Annotated in this window: 14 protein-coding genes; 8 read left to right on the forward strand and 6 right to left on the reverse strand. The window is 75.8% G+C overall.

Translation table 11 applies throughout. The annotated features are described in order from the left end of the window. Positions 1-163: 163 nt before the first annotated feature. Positions 164-904 (forward strand): carbonic anhydrase family protein, encoded by a 741-nt coding sequence (locus J2S66_RS08100; protein ID WP_310305773.1) that lies wholly within the window; start codon positions 164-166, stop codon positions 902-904. Between the two features lie 58 nt (positions 905-962). On the opposite strand, the gene J2S66_RS08105 is transcribed toward J2S66_RS08100, so the two are convergent. Beyond that, positions 963-1,598, reverse strand: a complete 636-nt coding sequence (locus J2S66_RS08105) for a phosphotransferase (protein ID WP_310305775.1) — start codon at positions 1,596-1,598, stop codon at positions 963-965. Here J2S66_RS08105 and J2S66_RS08110 point away from each other — a divergent pair. Then, complete coding sequence (locus J2S66_RS08110) at positions 1,597-2,592, forward strand: YdcF family protein (RefSeq protein WP_310305777.1); 996 nt, start codon at positions 1,597-1,599, stop codon at positions 2,590-2,592. The genes J2S66_RS08105 and J2S66_RS08110 overlap by 2 nt on opposite strands. Before the next feature lie 15 nt (positions 2,593-2,607). Here J2S66_RS08110 and J2S66_RS08115 read toward each other — a convergent pair whose 3' ends face one another. Beyond that, positions 2,608-4,416, reverse strand: coding sequence for a S9 family peptidase (locus J2S66_RS08115; protein WP_310305779.1), 1,809 nt, complete (start codon positions 4,414-4,416; stop codon positions 2,608-2,610). A 143-nt stretch (positions 4,417-4,559) separates the two neighbouring features. On the opposite strand from J2S66_RS08115, the gene J2S66_RS08120 reads away from it, so the two are divergent. Then, on the forward strand, positions 4,560-5,144 hold the full coding sequence (locus J2S66_RS08120) for an ArsR/SmtB family transcription factor (RefSeq protein WP_310305780.1): 585 nt from the start codon (positions 4,560-4,562) through the stop codon (positions 5,142-5,144). Here J2S66_RS08120 and J2S66_RS08125 read toward each other — a convergent pair. Further along, positions 5,113-6,072 carry a DMT family transporter gene (locus J2S66_RS08125; RefSeq protein ID WP_310305782.1) on the reverse strand — a complete coding sequence of 320 codons (960 nt, stop codon included), beginning with the start codon at positions 6,070-6,072 and terminating at the stop codon, positions 5,113-5,115. The two genes, J2S66_RS08120 and J2S66_RS08125, sit on opposite strands and share 32 nt — an antisense overlap. Positions 6,073-6,113: 41 nt before the next feature. Between J2S66_RS08125 and J2S66_RS08130 the strand changes: the two genes are divergently transcribed. Both J2S66_RS08130 and J2S66_RS08135 read left to right on the forward strand, forming a co-directional pair. Next, positions 6,114-6,623 carry a MarR family winged helix-turn-helix transcriptional regulator gene (locus J2S66_RS08130; RefSeq protein ID WP_310305785.1) on the forward strand — a complete coding sequence of 170 codons (510 nt, stop codon included), beginning with the start codon at positions 6,114-6,116 and terminating at the stop codon, positions 6,621-6,623. 92 nt (positions 6,624-6,715) lie between these two features. Continuing rightward, on the forward strand, positions 6,716-7,879 hold the full coding sequence (locus J2S66_RS08135) for an MFS transporter (protein ID WP_310305788.1): 1,164 nt from the start codon (positions 6,716-6,718) through the stop codon (positions 7,877-7,879). On the opposite strand, the gene J2S66_RS08140 is transcribed toward J2S66_RS08135, so the two are convergent. Together J2S66_RS08140 and J2S66_RS08145 are read right to left on the reverse strand one after the other, a co-directional pair. Beyond that, on the reverse strand, positions 7,872-8,921 hold the full coding sequence (locus J2S66_RS08140; protein WP_310305791.1) for an NAD-dependent epimerase/dehydratase family protein: 1,050 nt from the start codon (positions 8,919-8,921) through the stop codon (positions 7,872-7,874). The genes J2S66_RS08135 and J2S66_RS08140 overlap by 8 nt on opposite strands. Positions 8,922-8,955: 34 nt before the next feature. Next, positions 8,956-9,612, reverse strand: a complete 657-nt coding sequence (locus J2S66_RS08145) for a DUF1990 family protein (RefSeq protein ID WP_310305794.1) — start codon at positions 9,610-9,612, stop codon at positions 8,956-8,958. Positions 9,613-9,712: 100 nt separating this feature from the next. On the opposite strand from J2S66_RS08145, the gene J2S66_RS08150 reads away from it, so the two are divergent. Next, complete coding sequence (locus tag J2S66_RS08150) at positions 9,713-10,129, forward strand: DUF6292 family protein (protein WP_310305796.1); 417 nt, start codon at positions 9,713-9,715, stop codon at positions 10,127-10,129. Between the two features lie 6 nt (positions 10,130-10,135). On the opposite strand, the gene J2S66_RS08155 is transcribed toward J2S66_RS08150, so the two are convergent. Further along, positions 10,136-11,314 (reverse strand): glycosyltransferase, encoded by a 1,179-nt coding sequence (locus J2S66_RS08155; RefSeq protein ID WP_310314725.1) that lies wholly within the window; start codon positions 11,312-11,314, stop codon positions 10,136-10,138. A 133-nt stretch (positions 11,315-11,447) separates the two neighbouring features. Between J2S66_RS08155 and J2S66_RS08160 the strand changes: the two genes are divergently transcribed. Beyond that, complete coding sequence (locus J2S66_RS08160) at positions 11,448-11,939, forward strand: metallophosphoesterase family protein (protein ID WP_310305798.1); 492 nt, start codon at positions 11,448-11,450, stop codon at positions 11,937-11,939. Positions 11,940-11,970: 31 nt separating this feature from the next. Further along, positions 11,971-13,098 carry a chromate efflux transporter gene (gene chrA, locus J2S66_RS08165; protein ID WP_310305800.1) on the forward strand — a complete coding sequence of 376 codons (1,128 nt, stop codon included), beginning with the start codon at positions 11,971-11,973 and terminating at the stop codon, positions 13,096-13,098. The last annotated feature ends 10 nt before the right edge of the window (positions 13,099-13,108 follow it).

Genomic DNA, 13,108 nt, shown 5'->3' on the forward strand with positions numbered 1-13,108 from the left:
GGAGTCGGGTCCGTGACACAAAGCACAGTCGCTTCGTCCCCATCAGGCCTTTGGGGCGTTTTATCGATCTTCTGCTTCCCGCCGGGCCGGGTGGAGGATCGTGCGGTCCCGCCGGGTGGGTCGATCCCGCCCGGGCCGCGCGTCCCGAAGGGCTGCACCCACCGTGGCCGGAAGAGGCATCGTCGCCATCGCCGTTCCCGTCGTCCTCGGCGCGCTCCTGACCGCCGGCGTGGCCCCGGCCCGGTCCGGGGTGCCGCTGCAGAGCCCGATCGACCTCTCGCCCGCCGCGATCCGGTTCACCCCGGACCTGCCGGCCCTGGAGGTCTCCTACGGCCACTCCGACCTGGACCTGCACTACGTCCGCAAGGACGAGGCCGCCGCCCGGGGCTGCGCCGCGCGCGACCACGAGGAGACCGAGGAGGCGGAGGTCGAGCCGGGCGCGGCGCACGTGACGCTGTCCGGGATCCGCTACGACCTCGTCCAGTTCCACTTCCACACGCCGTCCGAGCACCGGTTCGCCGGGCACGCCGACCCGCTGGAGATGCACCTGGTGCACCGCAGCGCGGCGGGCGGGCTGCTGGTGGTCGGCGTTCCGCTGCGCGTCGGCGTCCCCTCCACGGTGGACCGGGTGCTGGCACGCCTCGCGCCCGAGTGCGGCGAGGAGGTGCACATCGCCGACGTGGACCTGGACACCCTGCTGCCGGCGGACCGCGCCACGGCCCGCTACACCGGCTCGCTGACCACCGCCCCCTTCACCGAGGGGGTGCGGTGGTTCCTGACGCACGAGAAGACGGTCACCCAGGCCACCGTTTCCCGCTTCCGGCACCTGTTCCACGACGGCAACGCCCGCGCGCCCCAGCCGCTCAACGGTCGGACCGTCCAGGTCGACGTCCCGCACGTCTGACGGGACGCCGGGACGGGGCACCGCCCCGGCGACGCGGCGGCCGGTCGCCGCGGTCGCGTCACCCCGTGGCGCGGAGGCGGAGCAGCGCGAGCAACCGCCCCGGGTCGACGTCGAAGCGGGCGAGCAACCGCCCCGGGTCGACGTCGAAGCGGGCGAGGAAGCCGGCCCGGTCGGTGGCGCGCGTCGACAGGTGCTCGACGAGCGTGCCCAACTCGTGGGCGGGGTCCGAGGCGCCCGCGTCCTCGAAGTCGACCAGGCGGACCCGCGCGCCGTCCCACAGGTGGATGGCCAAGTTCGGGTCGCCGTGCCCCACCCCGGTCGACGGCGCTTCGGGCGCGGGTTCGGCGAACAGCCCGCGCGCGGCGTCGAACGCCTCACCCGCCAACCCCGGCGGCCGCACCGCCGAGGCGAACCGCGCGCCGACGACCTCCCACACCTCGGGCACGGCGAACCGGCGCGGTGGCAGGGCGTCGGCGGGCACGTCCCACAGCGTGCGCAGGGCGGTCTCCAGGGCGTCCAGCCGGTCGCCGGTCACCTCGCCGCGCAACGGCTCGCCCGGCACCCGGCTCATCCGCACCCGCGGCGGCGTCGCGCCGAGGTCCGCGCCCAGCGGCGCCGGTGCGAGATCCGGCGCCCGGTCGCAGGCGGAGGCGCTGTGGCGACCGGGGGGTGCGCCGCCTAGATTGACGCGCATGATCTTCGGGATCGCCGCGATCGTGCCGGCGCTGTTCTTCGTCGTCGGCGTCGTGCGCGACCGGCGGCGGGTGCGCAACGCGGTGTGGCTCGGCGTGACGCTCCTGCTCCTGCTGCTGTGGCTGCTGTTCCGGGCCGTCGAGACCGAGGGGTGGCCGGGGGTCGCGGTCGGGTACGCGTTCGTGGCGCTGCTGCTGGGACTGGGGTTCGTGCTGCCGGTCGCGCTGATCGCCAACGGCGTGCTGGTGCTGCGCCGCGAGGGGTTCGGCCTGGCCAACCTGCTGTCGCTGCTGGCCGGGCTGGCGATCTTCGGCGTGGTGGCCGCGTTCGGCTTCCTCACCACGCGCACCGGCCCGGTGGTGGACGCGGTCATCGGGTCGCTGCTGGTGGTGGCGGCCTACGTGGCGTTCCTGTTCGTGAGCCTCCTGCTGTACTCGGTCGTCTACGGCAGCCTGGGCCGCCGCAGCGGTTTCGACGCGGTCGTGGTGCTCGGCGCGGGCCTGAACGGCGACCGGGTGCCGCCGCTGCTGGCGAGCAGGCTCGACCGCGCGATCCGGGTGTACGAGCGCGGGGTCGGGGCGGGCCGGCCGCCGCTCGTGGTCGTCTCCGGTGGACAGGGGCCGGACGAGGACGTGTCCGAGGCGGCGGCGATGCGCGACTACCTGGTGCGCCGCGGCGTGCCCGACGACCGCGTCCTGGTGGAGGACCGCTCCACCACCACCGAGCAGAACCTCGCCTACAGCGCGCGGGTGCTGGCCGAGCACGGCTGGCAGGGGCGCGCGGTGGGCGTCACCAACAACTTCCACGTGTTCCGCGCGGCCGTCACGGCCCGCCGGCTCAGGTTGCGGATGCAGATCATCGGCGCGCCCACCGCCGCGTACTTCCTGCCGAGCGCCTTCCTGCGCGAGTTCGCCGCGCTGCTGGTGCAGAACAAGGTCGGGCACACCGTGGCGTGTGGCCTGCTGGTGGGCCTCTACCTGTTCCTGGTCCTCTGAGGGCTCCACCCCGGCTCACCGCTGCGCGAGGTGCTCCTCGAACCACGACGCCATCAGGTCCACGGTCCTGGCGAACGAGCCCCGGTCGACCTCGTGCCCGACACCGGGGTGCAGCACCAGTTCCGCCGGCTTGCCCAGCTCGCGCAGCCGCCGGTACATCCGCTCGGACTCCTCGGGGTCCACCCTCGTGTCGTTCTCGCCGTGCATGATCAGCACCGGGGCGGTCACCCGGTCCGCGTTCGCCAGTGGGCTGCGCGCGGTGAGCCGGGCGGCGTCGGCCGGGTCGTCGGGGTCGCCGATCCACTCGACGGCCCGCTTGCGCCACGTCGGCGGGAACGACCGGATGTCGCTGATCAGGTCCGACGACCCGCACTCGCTCACCCCCGCCCGCCACAGGTCCGGCAGCAGCGCCAGGCAGGCGAACACGGCGAACCCGCCGTACGACGCGCCGTGCACGCCGAGCCGGTCGCCGTCCACCCAGTCGAGCCCGCGGACGTGCCGCACGACCGCCGCGAGGTCCGCCAGGTCGCCGCCGCCCCAGTCGCGGTAGATCAACCGCTGGTAGCGCATCCCGTACCCGGAGGACCCGCGGATGTTGGGCGCCGCCACCGCGATGCCGCGCGCGAGCAGTTCCTGCACCCACGGGTCGAACGTCGGCCGCGCCTGGAACTCCGGCCCGCCGTGCACGGTCACCACCAGCGGCACCGGGCCGTCCGCGGTCGGCGGCCGGTACAGCAGGACCGGCACGCTCTCGCCGTCGTCGCCCGTCACGCGCACGACCTCCGGCACCACCATCCCGCCGGGCAGCCCCGCGCCCGCGTCGGTGAGCCGGCGCGCCCGGCCGGCCGGCAGGTCGACCAGGAACAGGTCGGTCGCCGCGTCCGGCCGCGAGAGCTGGACCAGCAGCTCACCGCCCGGCGTGAACCGCAGGACCTGCCCGCCGAGCCCGAACTCCGTCACCGCGGCCCCGGCCGGCAGGCCCTCGACGTCCCGCGCCGCGCCGCCGACCTCGGCCCACCGCAGCCGCGTGTACCCGTCCTCGTTCACACCCCACGCCAGCCGGGTGCCGTCCGGGGACAGCGCCGCGCCGTCCACATCGGACTCCGGCGTGGCGGTCCAGGTCAGCTCGCCGGTCAGGGACAGCACGGCCAACCCGAGGAAGTCCCGGCCCCGCGTGGTGCACAGGTGGAAGCCGGACGAGTCGGGCAGCCAGGCGACCGGCTGGTTCTTCGTCGGAACCCCGTCGTGGGTCAGCCGGCGGGTCGTGCCGGCGGCCAGGTCGCACACGAACAGGTCCTGCTCGGTGTTCTGGTGCAGCCGCAGCACGAGCAGCAGCCCGGAGTCGGGGGAGAAGCCCATCGGCACGTACCGGTCGTCACCCTCCAGCACGATCCGGTCGTCACCCGTGCGCAGGTCCCGCACCCGCACGTCGAACACCTCGCGGTCGCGGGCGTTGCTCGCGTACGCCAGGAGCGCGCCGTCCGCGCTGTAGGGCCGGCCGGTGTGCCCGTGCGGGGGACCGACCTCGCAGCGCACGCCGTCCTCGGCCGCCAGCCACTCGACGGTGCCGGTGACCGGGTCCACCTCGGCCAGCCGGTGGTCCTCGCCGCCGTCGGGGTCGGAGACGACCAGCAGTCGCGCGCCGTCCGGCCGCCACAGGCACCGGCGGATCGAACCGGGCACCTCGACGAGCCGCGCCGGCCCGCCGTCCAGCGGCAGCACCCACGGCTGGGGTCTGCCGGACGCGTCGCCCACGTACGCGACGGACGTGCCGTCCGGGCTCGGGTCCGCGCCCTCCAGCCACTCGAAGTCGGTCCAGCCCATCGCGGCCCCCTCAGTGATTTCACTTTGTGCAATCGGTGGCAGTCAAGCAAATCGCTCCGGGGCGCGGCGAGGCGGGGTGTCCGCCGGGCTGGCGTGACCGCGGGCACCCCTCGACCGCGTGACCCTGGGGTTAGCCTCTGTGCGTGCCATCCGAGCCGGACCGCGACCCGCAGGACGGGCGGCGTCTCCCACCCGACCACCCGCCGCGCGACGCCACGGTCGCCGAGTTGAAGGCCCTGGCGCACCCGCTGCGCTGGCGCGTCCTGCGGCTGTGCTGGGACCGGCCGTTGACCAACAAGGAGCTGTCGCAACGGCTGGGCGTGGCGCCGGCGACCATGCTGCGGCACGTCCGCGCGCTGGTGCGCACTGAGTTCCTGGTCGCCGAACCGGTGCGCAGCGGAACGCGGGGCGCGCTGGAACGCCCCTACCGCTCGACCGGCCGGACGAGGCGCCTGGGCCTGATCGGCGACCCCGGCGACGGCCTGGCGGTCCAGGCCGACCTGGCCCTCCTCGACGCCCACCGCGCCGAGGTCCGGGAAGCCGGCCCGGACGCCGACCGCGAGATCGCGCGCGGCGTGCTCAGGCTGGGGCCCGAGTCCCGGGAGGAGTTGGTGGAGCGGGTGCGGGCGCTGCTCGACGAGTTCGTCGAGCGCGACGAGCCGGACGGCGAGGACCTGGGCTACCTGTGGTCGCTCGTCACCCGGCGGGAGCCCGGCGCGGCCTCCTGACCGCACCACCACCCGGTCCGACGATCCCGCCCGACGCCTTCGACGGGAGCGGCACGTCCGGACCGGCCGCACCACTCGGGCGGCCGCGCCGGACGACCTGCCCCAGCGCCACCCCGAGCAGCACGAGCCCGAGGCCCAGCCCTTGGTGGGCGGTGAGCGGTTCGCCCGCGACCAGGCGGCCGAGCAGCACGCCGGTCACCGGGTTGAGCAGCCCGATCAGGCCGACCGCGCCCGCCTCCAGGTGCCGCAGGCCGGTGAACCAGGCGGCGAACGCCACCGCCGTCGCCACCACGGACACGAACGCGAACCCGGCCAGCGCGGTGGCGGACAGCGGCGGGGGAGCGCCCTCCACGGCGACGGCGGGCACGACGAGCACCAGACCGCCCGCGACGAGCTGCCACGAGGTCACCGACAGCACGTCCGCACCCGCGCCCCACCGCTTCGTCAGCACGTGGCCGAACGCGGACATCGCCATCGCCGCGACCGACACCGCGACGCCGACCGGGTCCACCCGGTCCACCCCGGCGGACAGCATGAGCACGACGCCGCCGATGCCGACGAGCGCGCCCAGCACCGCGCGGGCGCGGGGCCGTTCGCCGAGCAGCGGCCAGGCCAGGGCGATCATGGCCGCCGGGGACGTGGCCATGATCGTGGCCGCCAGGCTCGTCGGCAGCAGTTGCGCGGCCAGGTACACCAGCGCGAAGAACGCGCCCATGTTCAGCGTGCCCAGCACGAGCGACCGCCGCCACCACCGGCCGCGCGGCAACCGGCGGCGCACCAGGAGCAGCAGCAACCCCGCCGGCAGGGCGCGCAGGACCGAACCCCACAGCGGGTTCCCGGCGGGCAGGAAGTGCTGCGTCACGTAGTAGGTCGAGCCCCAGGCGATCGGCGCGACGGCGGTGACCAGGCCCCACTTGAAAGCTTCCACGGAAGAGACTTTAGCTTCCAGGGAAGCTATTATGTCCACCCATGAGCGGACACCTCGACCGCGTCGCCCGCATCCAGGCCGAGTGGGCGCGCGAACGACCCGACCTCGACGTCACGCCGCAGGGCGTCATCGGCCGGCTGCACCGGCTGGCGGCCGTGCTGACCGAGCAGCTCACCGTCGTCTACCGGCGGCACGGCCTGGGGGAGGGCGAGTTCGACGTGCTCGCCGCGCTGCGCCGCGCGGGCGCGCCCCACGAGCGGGCGCCGGGCGAACTGGCGCAGCACACCATGGTCACCACCGGCGCGATCACCAAGCGCATCGACCGCCTGGAGCGCGACGGCCTGGTGGCCCGCCGCCCGGCGCGGGACGACGGCAGGCGGCGCGTGGTCGCGCTGACCGAGGCGGGCAAGCGCGTGATCGACCAGGCGTTCACCGAGCACATGGCCAACGAGCGCCGGCTGCTCGACGCGCTGGACGCGGACGAGGCCGCCCGGCTGGAGCAGTTGCTGACCGCGTGGCTGGCCCGCGTCGAGCCGCCGCGGCCGGGATGACGCCCGCTTCCGCGCCCACCGGGGCATCCGCCATGATCAGGTGGACCAGGCTCGTCCGCCCGAGCCGCCGCGCGACCCGGTGGAGGAACGGCGTGAGCGTTGACCGGTCGGAGGTCCCGGGCGACCTGCGGATGGCGCGCGCCCTCGGCCCCGTGCTCGTCGCGTCGGCCGTGCTGCTGCTGCCGTTCACCGTGTTCAGCACCTTCCTGGTGCCCATCGCGGAGACCACCGGCGGCGGCGTGGCGGTGGTCGGCGGGCTGCGCGGGCTCGGCGGACTGGCCGCGCTGGTGGTGGGCGCCGCGCTGGCGCCGCTGCTCGACCGGGTGCCCCGGCTGCGGGCGGCGGCGGGTGGTCTCGTGCTGCTCGCGGTCGGCTCGCTGATCGGCGCGATCGCCGAGTTCGCCGCCGTGGTGGTCTTCTGCCTGGTGATCGGGGCGGCCATGGCGGTGCTCGGTCCCGCGCTCGGCGCGGCGGCGGCCGACCGGTTCGACGGACCGGCCGCCGGGCGGGCCGCGACGCTGGTCACCGCCACCCAGTCGCTGACCGCGATGCTCGCCGCGCCCGTCGTGGCGCTGCCCGCCCTGCTGTGGGGGTGGCGCGGCGACCTGGTGGCCATCGCGGTCGTCGCCGTCGTGCTCGCCGCCGTCCTGGCCCGCCTGCCCGCCGCGCCGGCGCCGGCCCCCGAACGGGTGGGCTACCTGGCCGCGTTCCGGGCGCTGGCCCACGTGCGCCCGCTGCTCGCCGCCGCGCTGCTGCGCACCGCCGCGTTCATGGGCTACCTGTCCTACCTGGCCGCGTTCTACGACGAGCGGTTCGACCTGGCGCCGGGACCGTTCGCGCTGGTGTGGACGCTCAGCGGCACGTCCTTCTTCCTCGGCAACCTGCTGTCGGGCCGGTACGTCGGCGCGGGCCGCGTGGGGGCACGACCGGTGCTGCTGTCCGCGCTGGCGTGCGCCCTGGTCGCGGTGGTGGCGATCTTCCACGTCCACGCCCTGGTGCTCGCGCTCGTGCTCACCGCCGTCCTCGGCGCGAGCCACGCCACCGCCGCCGCGTGCCTCGTCACGCTGCTCGTCGACCGCGCGGGCACGTCGCGCGGCGCGGCCCTCGGGGTGCACGGCGCGGCCATGAGCGTCGGCACGTTCGCGGGCGCGGCGGCCGGCGGCGTCGGGCTCGGCGTCGCCGGGTTCACCGGCGCGGCGGTGGCGTTCGGCGTGCTCACGGCGGCGGCGGTGGTCGTCGCGCTGCGGCTCAGCTGAGCCGCTGCCCGCCCATCCCGCGCAGCCGGTCCCGGCGCAGGACCGGGCTGCCGCCCTCCGCGCCGTCGGCCAGCCCGCGCAGCTGCTCGCGGGCGGCGTCGGTGCCGCTGACCCGTGGTTCCCACCCGAGTTCGTCGAGGGCGCGCGTGCTGTCCACGACGGGGGAGCGCATGCCGACGTCGAACCAGCCCGGCGACGCGCGGAGCAGCCGCAGCCGCCACAGGGCACCCACGGCCGCCCGGACGAGCGAGGGCGGCACGGGCAGCGCCCGTGCCCCGACGAGGGCGGCGAGGTCGGCGGCGGTGACGGTCGGCCCGGCGGCCAGGTTGAACGCGCCGCTCGCCCGCGTCCGCAGCACGCGCACCACCGCGTCGCCCACGTCGTCGGCGTGCACGAACCGCACCCGCAGGCCGGCCGGCAGCGGCAGCACGGGCAGCGCGCCGCGCTCCACCAGCCGGATCAGCCACCGCGGTACGAGCGGGTCGAAGAACAGCGCGCGGAAGCTCTCCGACGCGTCGCGCTGCGCCACCAGCGTCGGCCGCAGCACCGCGACCGCCATCTGGGGGTTCTCGGCGGCGAACCGGCGCAGCTCCGCCTCCACCTCCGCCTTGCCCTGGCCGTACACGGAACCGGGCACGCCGGTCGCGGGCCACCGCTCGTCCACCGGCTCCTCGCCCGCCGGGCCGTACACGGCGATCGACGACGTGTGCACCACGTGCGGCACGCCCGCCCGCCGCGCCGCGTCGAACACGCCCAGCGTGCCCGCGTAGTTGGTGCGGTGCAGCAACCCGGCGTCGCGCAGCGGCTGGAACGCCCACACCGTGTGCACGACCGCGTCCGCGCCCGGCAGCACCTCGTCGAGCACCGCCCGCGACCGGCTGTCGGCCAGGTCGCAGCGGTGCCAGACGACACCGTCGTACGGTGGCACGGGGTCCGGTGGGCGACGGCACAGCCCCACCACCTCGTGCCCGCCCTCGGCGGCCAGGGCGCGCAGCACGCCCGTCCCGACGTTGCCCGATGCCCCGGTGATCACGATCCTCACGGCGGCGGATTACCCCGTCCGGACGCGCCCACCCTCAACTCACCGGATCGAGGACGACCACGCCCCGGCGGCGGCCACCGCCGGAGGGCACTTCCACCACCTCGGAGTGCCGCACCAGCTGCTCGCCGGCCCGTCGGTAGAACCGCAGCTGCGTGCTCCGGCCGACCCACCGCCAGCCGAACCGCATCCACCACGGCGCGCGCGGGTGCAGCTGGGAGTAGCCGCGCGCCACGAACTCCACCTCGCCCGACCCGTGGTGCTTGACCAGCTCGTAGTCGACGCGACCGCGTTCCAGGTGCCCGCGCAGCGTCTCGTAGCTCCAGCCCCACGTCGTCCGCGCGTCGTCCGCGTCGTCCCGCACGGCCGTGATCCGCACTCCCATCAGGAACCGCAGCCCCGGCAGGCGGGCCTCCAGCAGCACGTCGCGCCCGAGCAGCGCCGAACCGCGCGCGTAGTGGCCGCGAACCACCTCCGGGGGCGTGAACCCGTACTCCTCGACCACCTCGCGGGCGCGCGACCACAGCCCGCCGTCCTCCGGCGGCCCCGCCGCCTCGTGCCCCAGCACCCGCCGGTGCACGTCGAACACCCACCCGTCCGGACCCACCTCGGCCGGCTCGTAGTTCAGCTCCCGCCCGCGCAACGACCGCAGCGCGGCCACCACGTCCGACCTCCCGGCCCACCCCACCCGCACGGCGCCACCTCCGCCTCGCGGGGTTGCCGGGGAAGTTGCTCCGAAACCGCGTTTGACGCCGGGGAACGCGGGTAGTCGGCGAGACGAGGAGGTGGGCGACGTGCGCGAACAGGAATCCGACTTCGACGACGCGTCCGTGCACGGCCTCCAGCGGTACGTGCGGGCCGTGGCCGCCGAACTGGGCGTCACGGGCGAGTGCTCGTACGTCGAACCCGGTCCGCCGGCGAGCGCCTACCTCGCGGTGGAGGGGCACGCCCCGACGTTCCCCGGCCGCGACATCGCGCTGGTGTGGGACGAGGAGCGCGGCTGGGCGGTGGCCGTGGAGACGCGGGCCGGCGACGACCTCGCCGTGCTCTCCCACATCGGCGGCGAGGTGCTGCCGAGGCCGGCCGCCGTGCGCGAGTTCGTGGCGTCGGTGCTGCGCGGCGAGCACCCCGGCGACCCGCGCCCGATCCGGCTGCGCACGGTGGGGGCCGACGACGACCTGCTGATCCGCCTGAGCGGTTACCCGGCCTGAACCGGCCTACCCGTCCTGGCCGGGCGTGTCGAGCACGCTGTCCGACCTCCCGGCCGCCCGGAAGTACGCGCGGACCGTCTCGCGGGCGATCCGGTGCACGTCGTAGCGCGACCCGGCCCGGTCGGTGCCCGCCGTGCCGTGGGCGTCCCGGCGCGCCGCGTCGGCCAGCAACGGACGCAGGGTGCGGACCAGGGCCTTCACGTCGCGCGGCGGCACGAGGACCCCGGTGACGCCGTCCACGACCACGTCCGTCAGACCGCCGACGGAGGCGGCGACCACGGGCAGCCCGCACGCCATCGCCTCCAGGGGCAGCGCGCGGGTCGCGCAGTCCCACGCGGTGCACAGCGCCAGGTCGGCGGAGCGCAGCAGCGCGGGCAGCGCGGCCCTCGACACCCGGCCGACGAGCCGCACGCGGTCGGACACGTCCACCTCGCGGGCGTGCTCGCGCAACCGGTGCACCTCGTCGGGGCTGCCGCCCAGGACGACCAGTTCGGCGTCCCACACCGAGTGCAGGGCGCTGATCGGCTCCTCCGCGCCGGTCGAGGGCGCGATGATCCGGTGCGAGGACCCCCGGGACAGCCGCGGGCCGTCCGGGGTGAACCGCCGCACGTCCACGGCCGGCGGCACCACCGTGATCCGGGACCGCGACACACCCAGGCGCACGAGCTCGAGGACCTCGGCGCAGGACGCCGCCAGCACGCCCGCCGCCTCGCGGCCTATCAGTCGTTCGGCAGTCACCCGTTGGGATGACACGGTGGTCGAGCCGCCGCGCCGCTCGACCCCGCCCAGGTCGTAGAAGGTCTGCACGACCGGCACGTCCAGCCGGCGCGCCGCGAGCACCCCGGCCAGGCCGGACGTCCACGAGTGGCAGTGCACCACGTCCGGCGGGTCGGCCCGCCACCACCCGCGCAGCACCCGGGTGAAGTCCTCCAGGTGCGGCAGCAGCTCGTCCTCCGGGGTGGCGGACGGCGGACCGGCCGGGACGGTGTGCACGACGAACCCCTGCTCGGTGCGCACCACCTCGGGCTGCCGGGCCGAGTCGCGCCGGGTGTGCACCACCACCTCGTCGCCGCGCGCCGCGAGCGCGCCGGCCAGCTCGGTCACGTGCACGTCCTGCCCACCCGCTTCGGCGTCCGCCAGCACGGCCAGCGGGTTGGCGTGCGCCGACACCATGGCGATCTTCACGAGCTCGGCCTCCAGCCGCACGACGACGAGCGTCAGGCCGGCTGTGGTCTCAACCCCTGCCCAGCACCGTACAAGCAACCGGCGGGCACGACGGGGTGAAATCCCGGCGCGGTGAACGGGTTACGGTTGGGCCATGCGTGTCGTCGTGCTGTCGGACACCCACGCGCCGAGGCGGTGGAAGTCCTGCCCGCCCGCCGTGGCGGAACACCTGCGCCACGCGGACGCGATCCTGCACGCGGGCGACGTCTGCGTGGCCCCCGTGCTGGACGAGCTGGCGCAGTACGCGCCGGTCACCGCCGTGCGCGGCAACAACGACGGCCCGGACGTGGCCGCCTGGGGCGCGCCGGACACCGTCGAGCTCGACCTGGCCGGGCTGCGGGTGGCGATGGTCCACGACAGCGGGCAGGCGACCGGGCGCACCGCGCGGATGCGCCGCCGGTTCCCGGACGCGGACCTCGTGGTCTTCGGCCACTCGCACATCCCCCTGGACCTCACCGGCGACGGCGTGCGGGTGTTCAACCCCGGTTCCCCCACGGACCGCCGCCGCCAACCGCACGGCACGATCGGGCTGCTCGACGTCGCGGACGGCGTGCTCCGCGACGCGCGCATCGTCGACGTCACCTGAGCCGGGACGCCCGGTCGGGAGGGGAACGCACGTGACGAGGGTCGGCCTGGGCACGATCGCCCGGGAGTGGGGTCGCATCGGGTGCGTCGGCTTCGGCGGACCGCCCGCGCACATCGCGCTGCTGCGCGACCTGTGCGTCACCCGGCGCGGGTGGCTCACCGAGCGGGAGTTCGAGGACGGCGTCGCGGTGACCAACCTGCTGCCCGGACCGGCCTCCACGCAGCTCGCGATCCTGTGCGCGTGGCGGCTGCGCGGCGTGACCGGCGCGGTGCTCGGCGGGGTGTGCTTCATCGTGCCGGGGCTGGTGCTGATCCTCGCGCTCGCCGCGCTGTTCCTGGCCGACGACGCGCCGGCGTGGGTGCTCGGCGCCGCGGCCGGCGCGGGCGCGGCGGTGCCCGCGGTCGCGGTGCACGCGGCGTGGGGACTCGTCCCGGGCAGTCGGCGGCGGGTCGGCGCGCGTCGGTCGGCCCGCCTGCGCTGGGCTCTCCACCTGGTGGTCGGCGGGGTGGCGGCGGCGATCACCGGGCCGTGGCTGGTGCTGGTGCTCCTGGTGGCGGGGGCGGTGGAGGTCGGTGCCCGGACATCGGGCGGGGACCGGCGCACGGCGTGGCCCGTCGTGCTCGCGCTGCCCGCGGTCGGCGGCGGGCTCGGCGCGGTGGCCTGGGTGGCGGCGAAGGTGGGCGCGCTCTCGTACGGCGGCGGCTTCGTGATCATCCCGATGATGCGCCAGGACGCCGTGCACACCTACGGGTGGATGACGGACGCCCAGTTCCTCAACGCGGTGGCACTGGGCCAGATCACACCGGGTCCGGTCGTGCAGACCGTCGCGGTCGTCGGCTACGCCGCCGCCGGGCTCGGCGGCGGGCTGCTGGCCGCGTTCGTCGCGTTCGCGCCGTCGTTCGCGATGGTCGTCGCGGTCGGGCCGAGGCTGGAGCGGCTGCGGGACGACGCGCGGGCGCAGGCGTTCCTGACCGGCGCCGGCGCCGCCGCGATCGGGGCGATCGGCGGCTCGACCGTCCCGCTGGCCTGGTCGCTGCACCAGCCGTGGCAGTTCGCGGTGCTGGGCGCGGCCCTGCTGTGGCTGCTCGCGCTCAAGCGGGGCGTGGTGAGCGCCCTGCTGGTCTCCGGGGCGGTGGGCGTGCTGGTCGCCGTCCTCTGACGACGACCGG

This window comes from Saccharothrix longispora (genome assembly GCF_031455225.1).
Classification (GTDB): Bacteria; Actinomycetota; Actinomycetes; order Mycobacteriales; family Pseudonocardiaceae; genus Actinosynnema; species Actinosynnema longispora.

Bases quoted from the DNA above. Each gene is read 5' to 3' on its own strand.
- J2S66_RS08110 (WP_310305777.1), top strand. From the start codon at position 1,597: ATGATCTTCGGGATCGCCGCGATCGTGCCGGCGCTGTTCTTCGTCGTC.
- J2S66_RS08105 (WP_310305775.1), bottom strand. From the start codon at position 1,598: ATGCGCGTCAATCTAGGCGGCGCACCCCCCGGTCGCCACAGCGCCTCC.
- J2S66_RS08115 (WP_310305779.1), bottom strand. From the start codon at position 4,416: ATGGGCTGGACCGACTTCGAGTGGCTGGAGGGCGCGGACCCGAGCCCG.
- J2S66_RS08130 (WP_310305785.1), top strand. From the start codon at position 6,114: ATGAGCGGACACCTCGACCGCGTCGCCCGCATCCAGGCCGAGTGGGCG.
- J2S66_RS08160 (WP_310305798.1), top strand. From the start codon at position 11,448: ATGCGTGTCGTCGTGCTGTCGGACACCCACGCGCCGAGGCGGTGGAAG.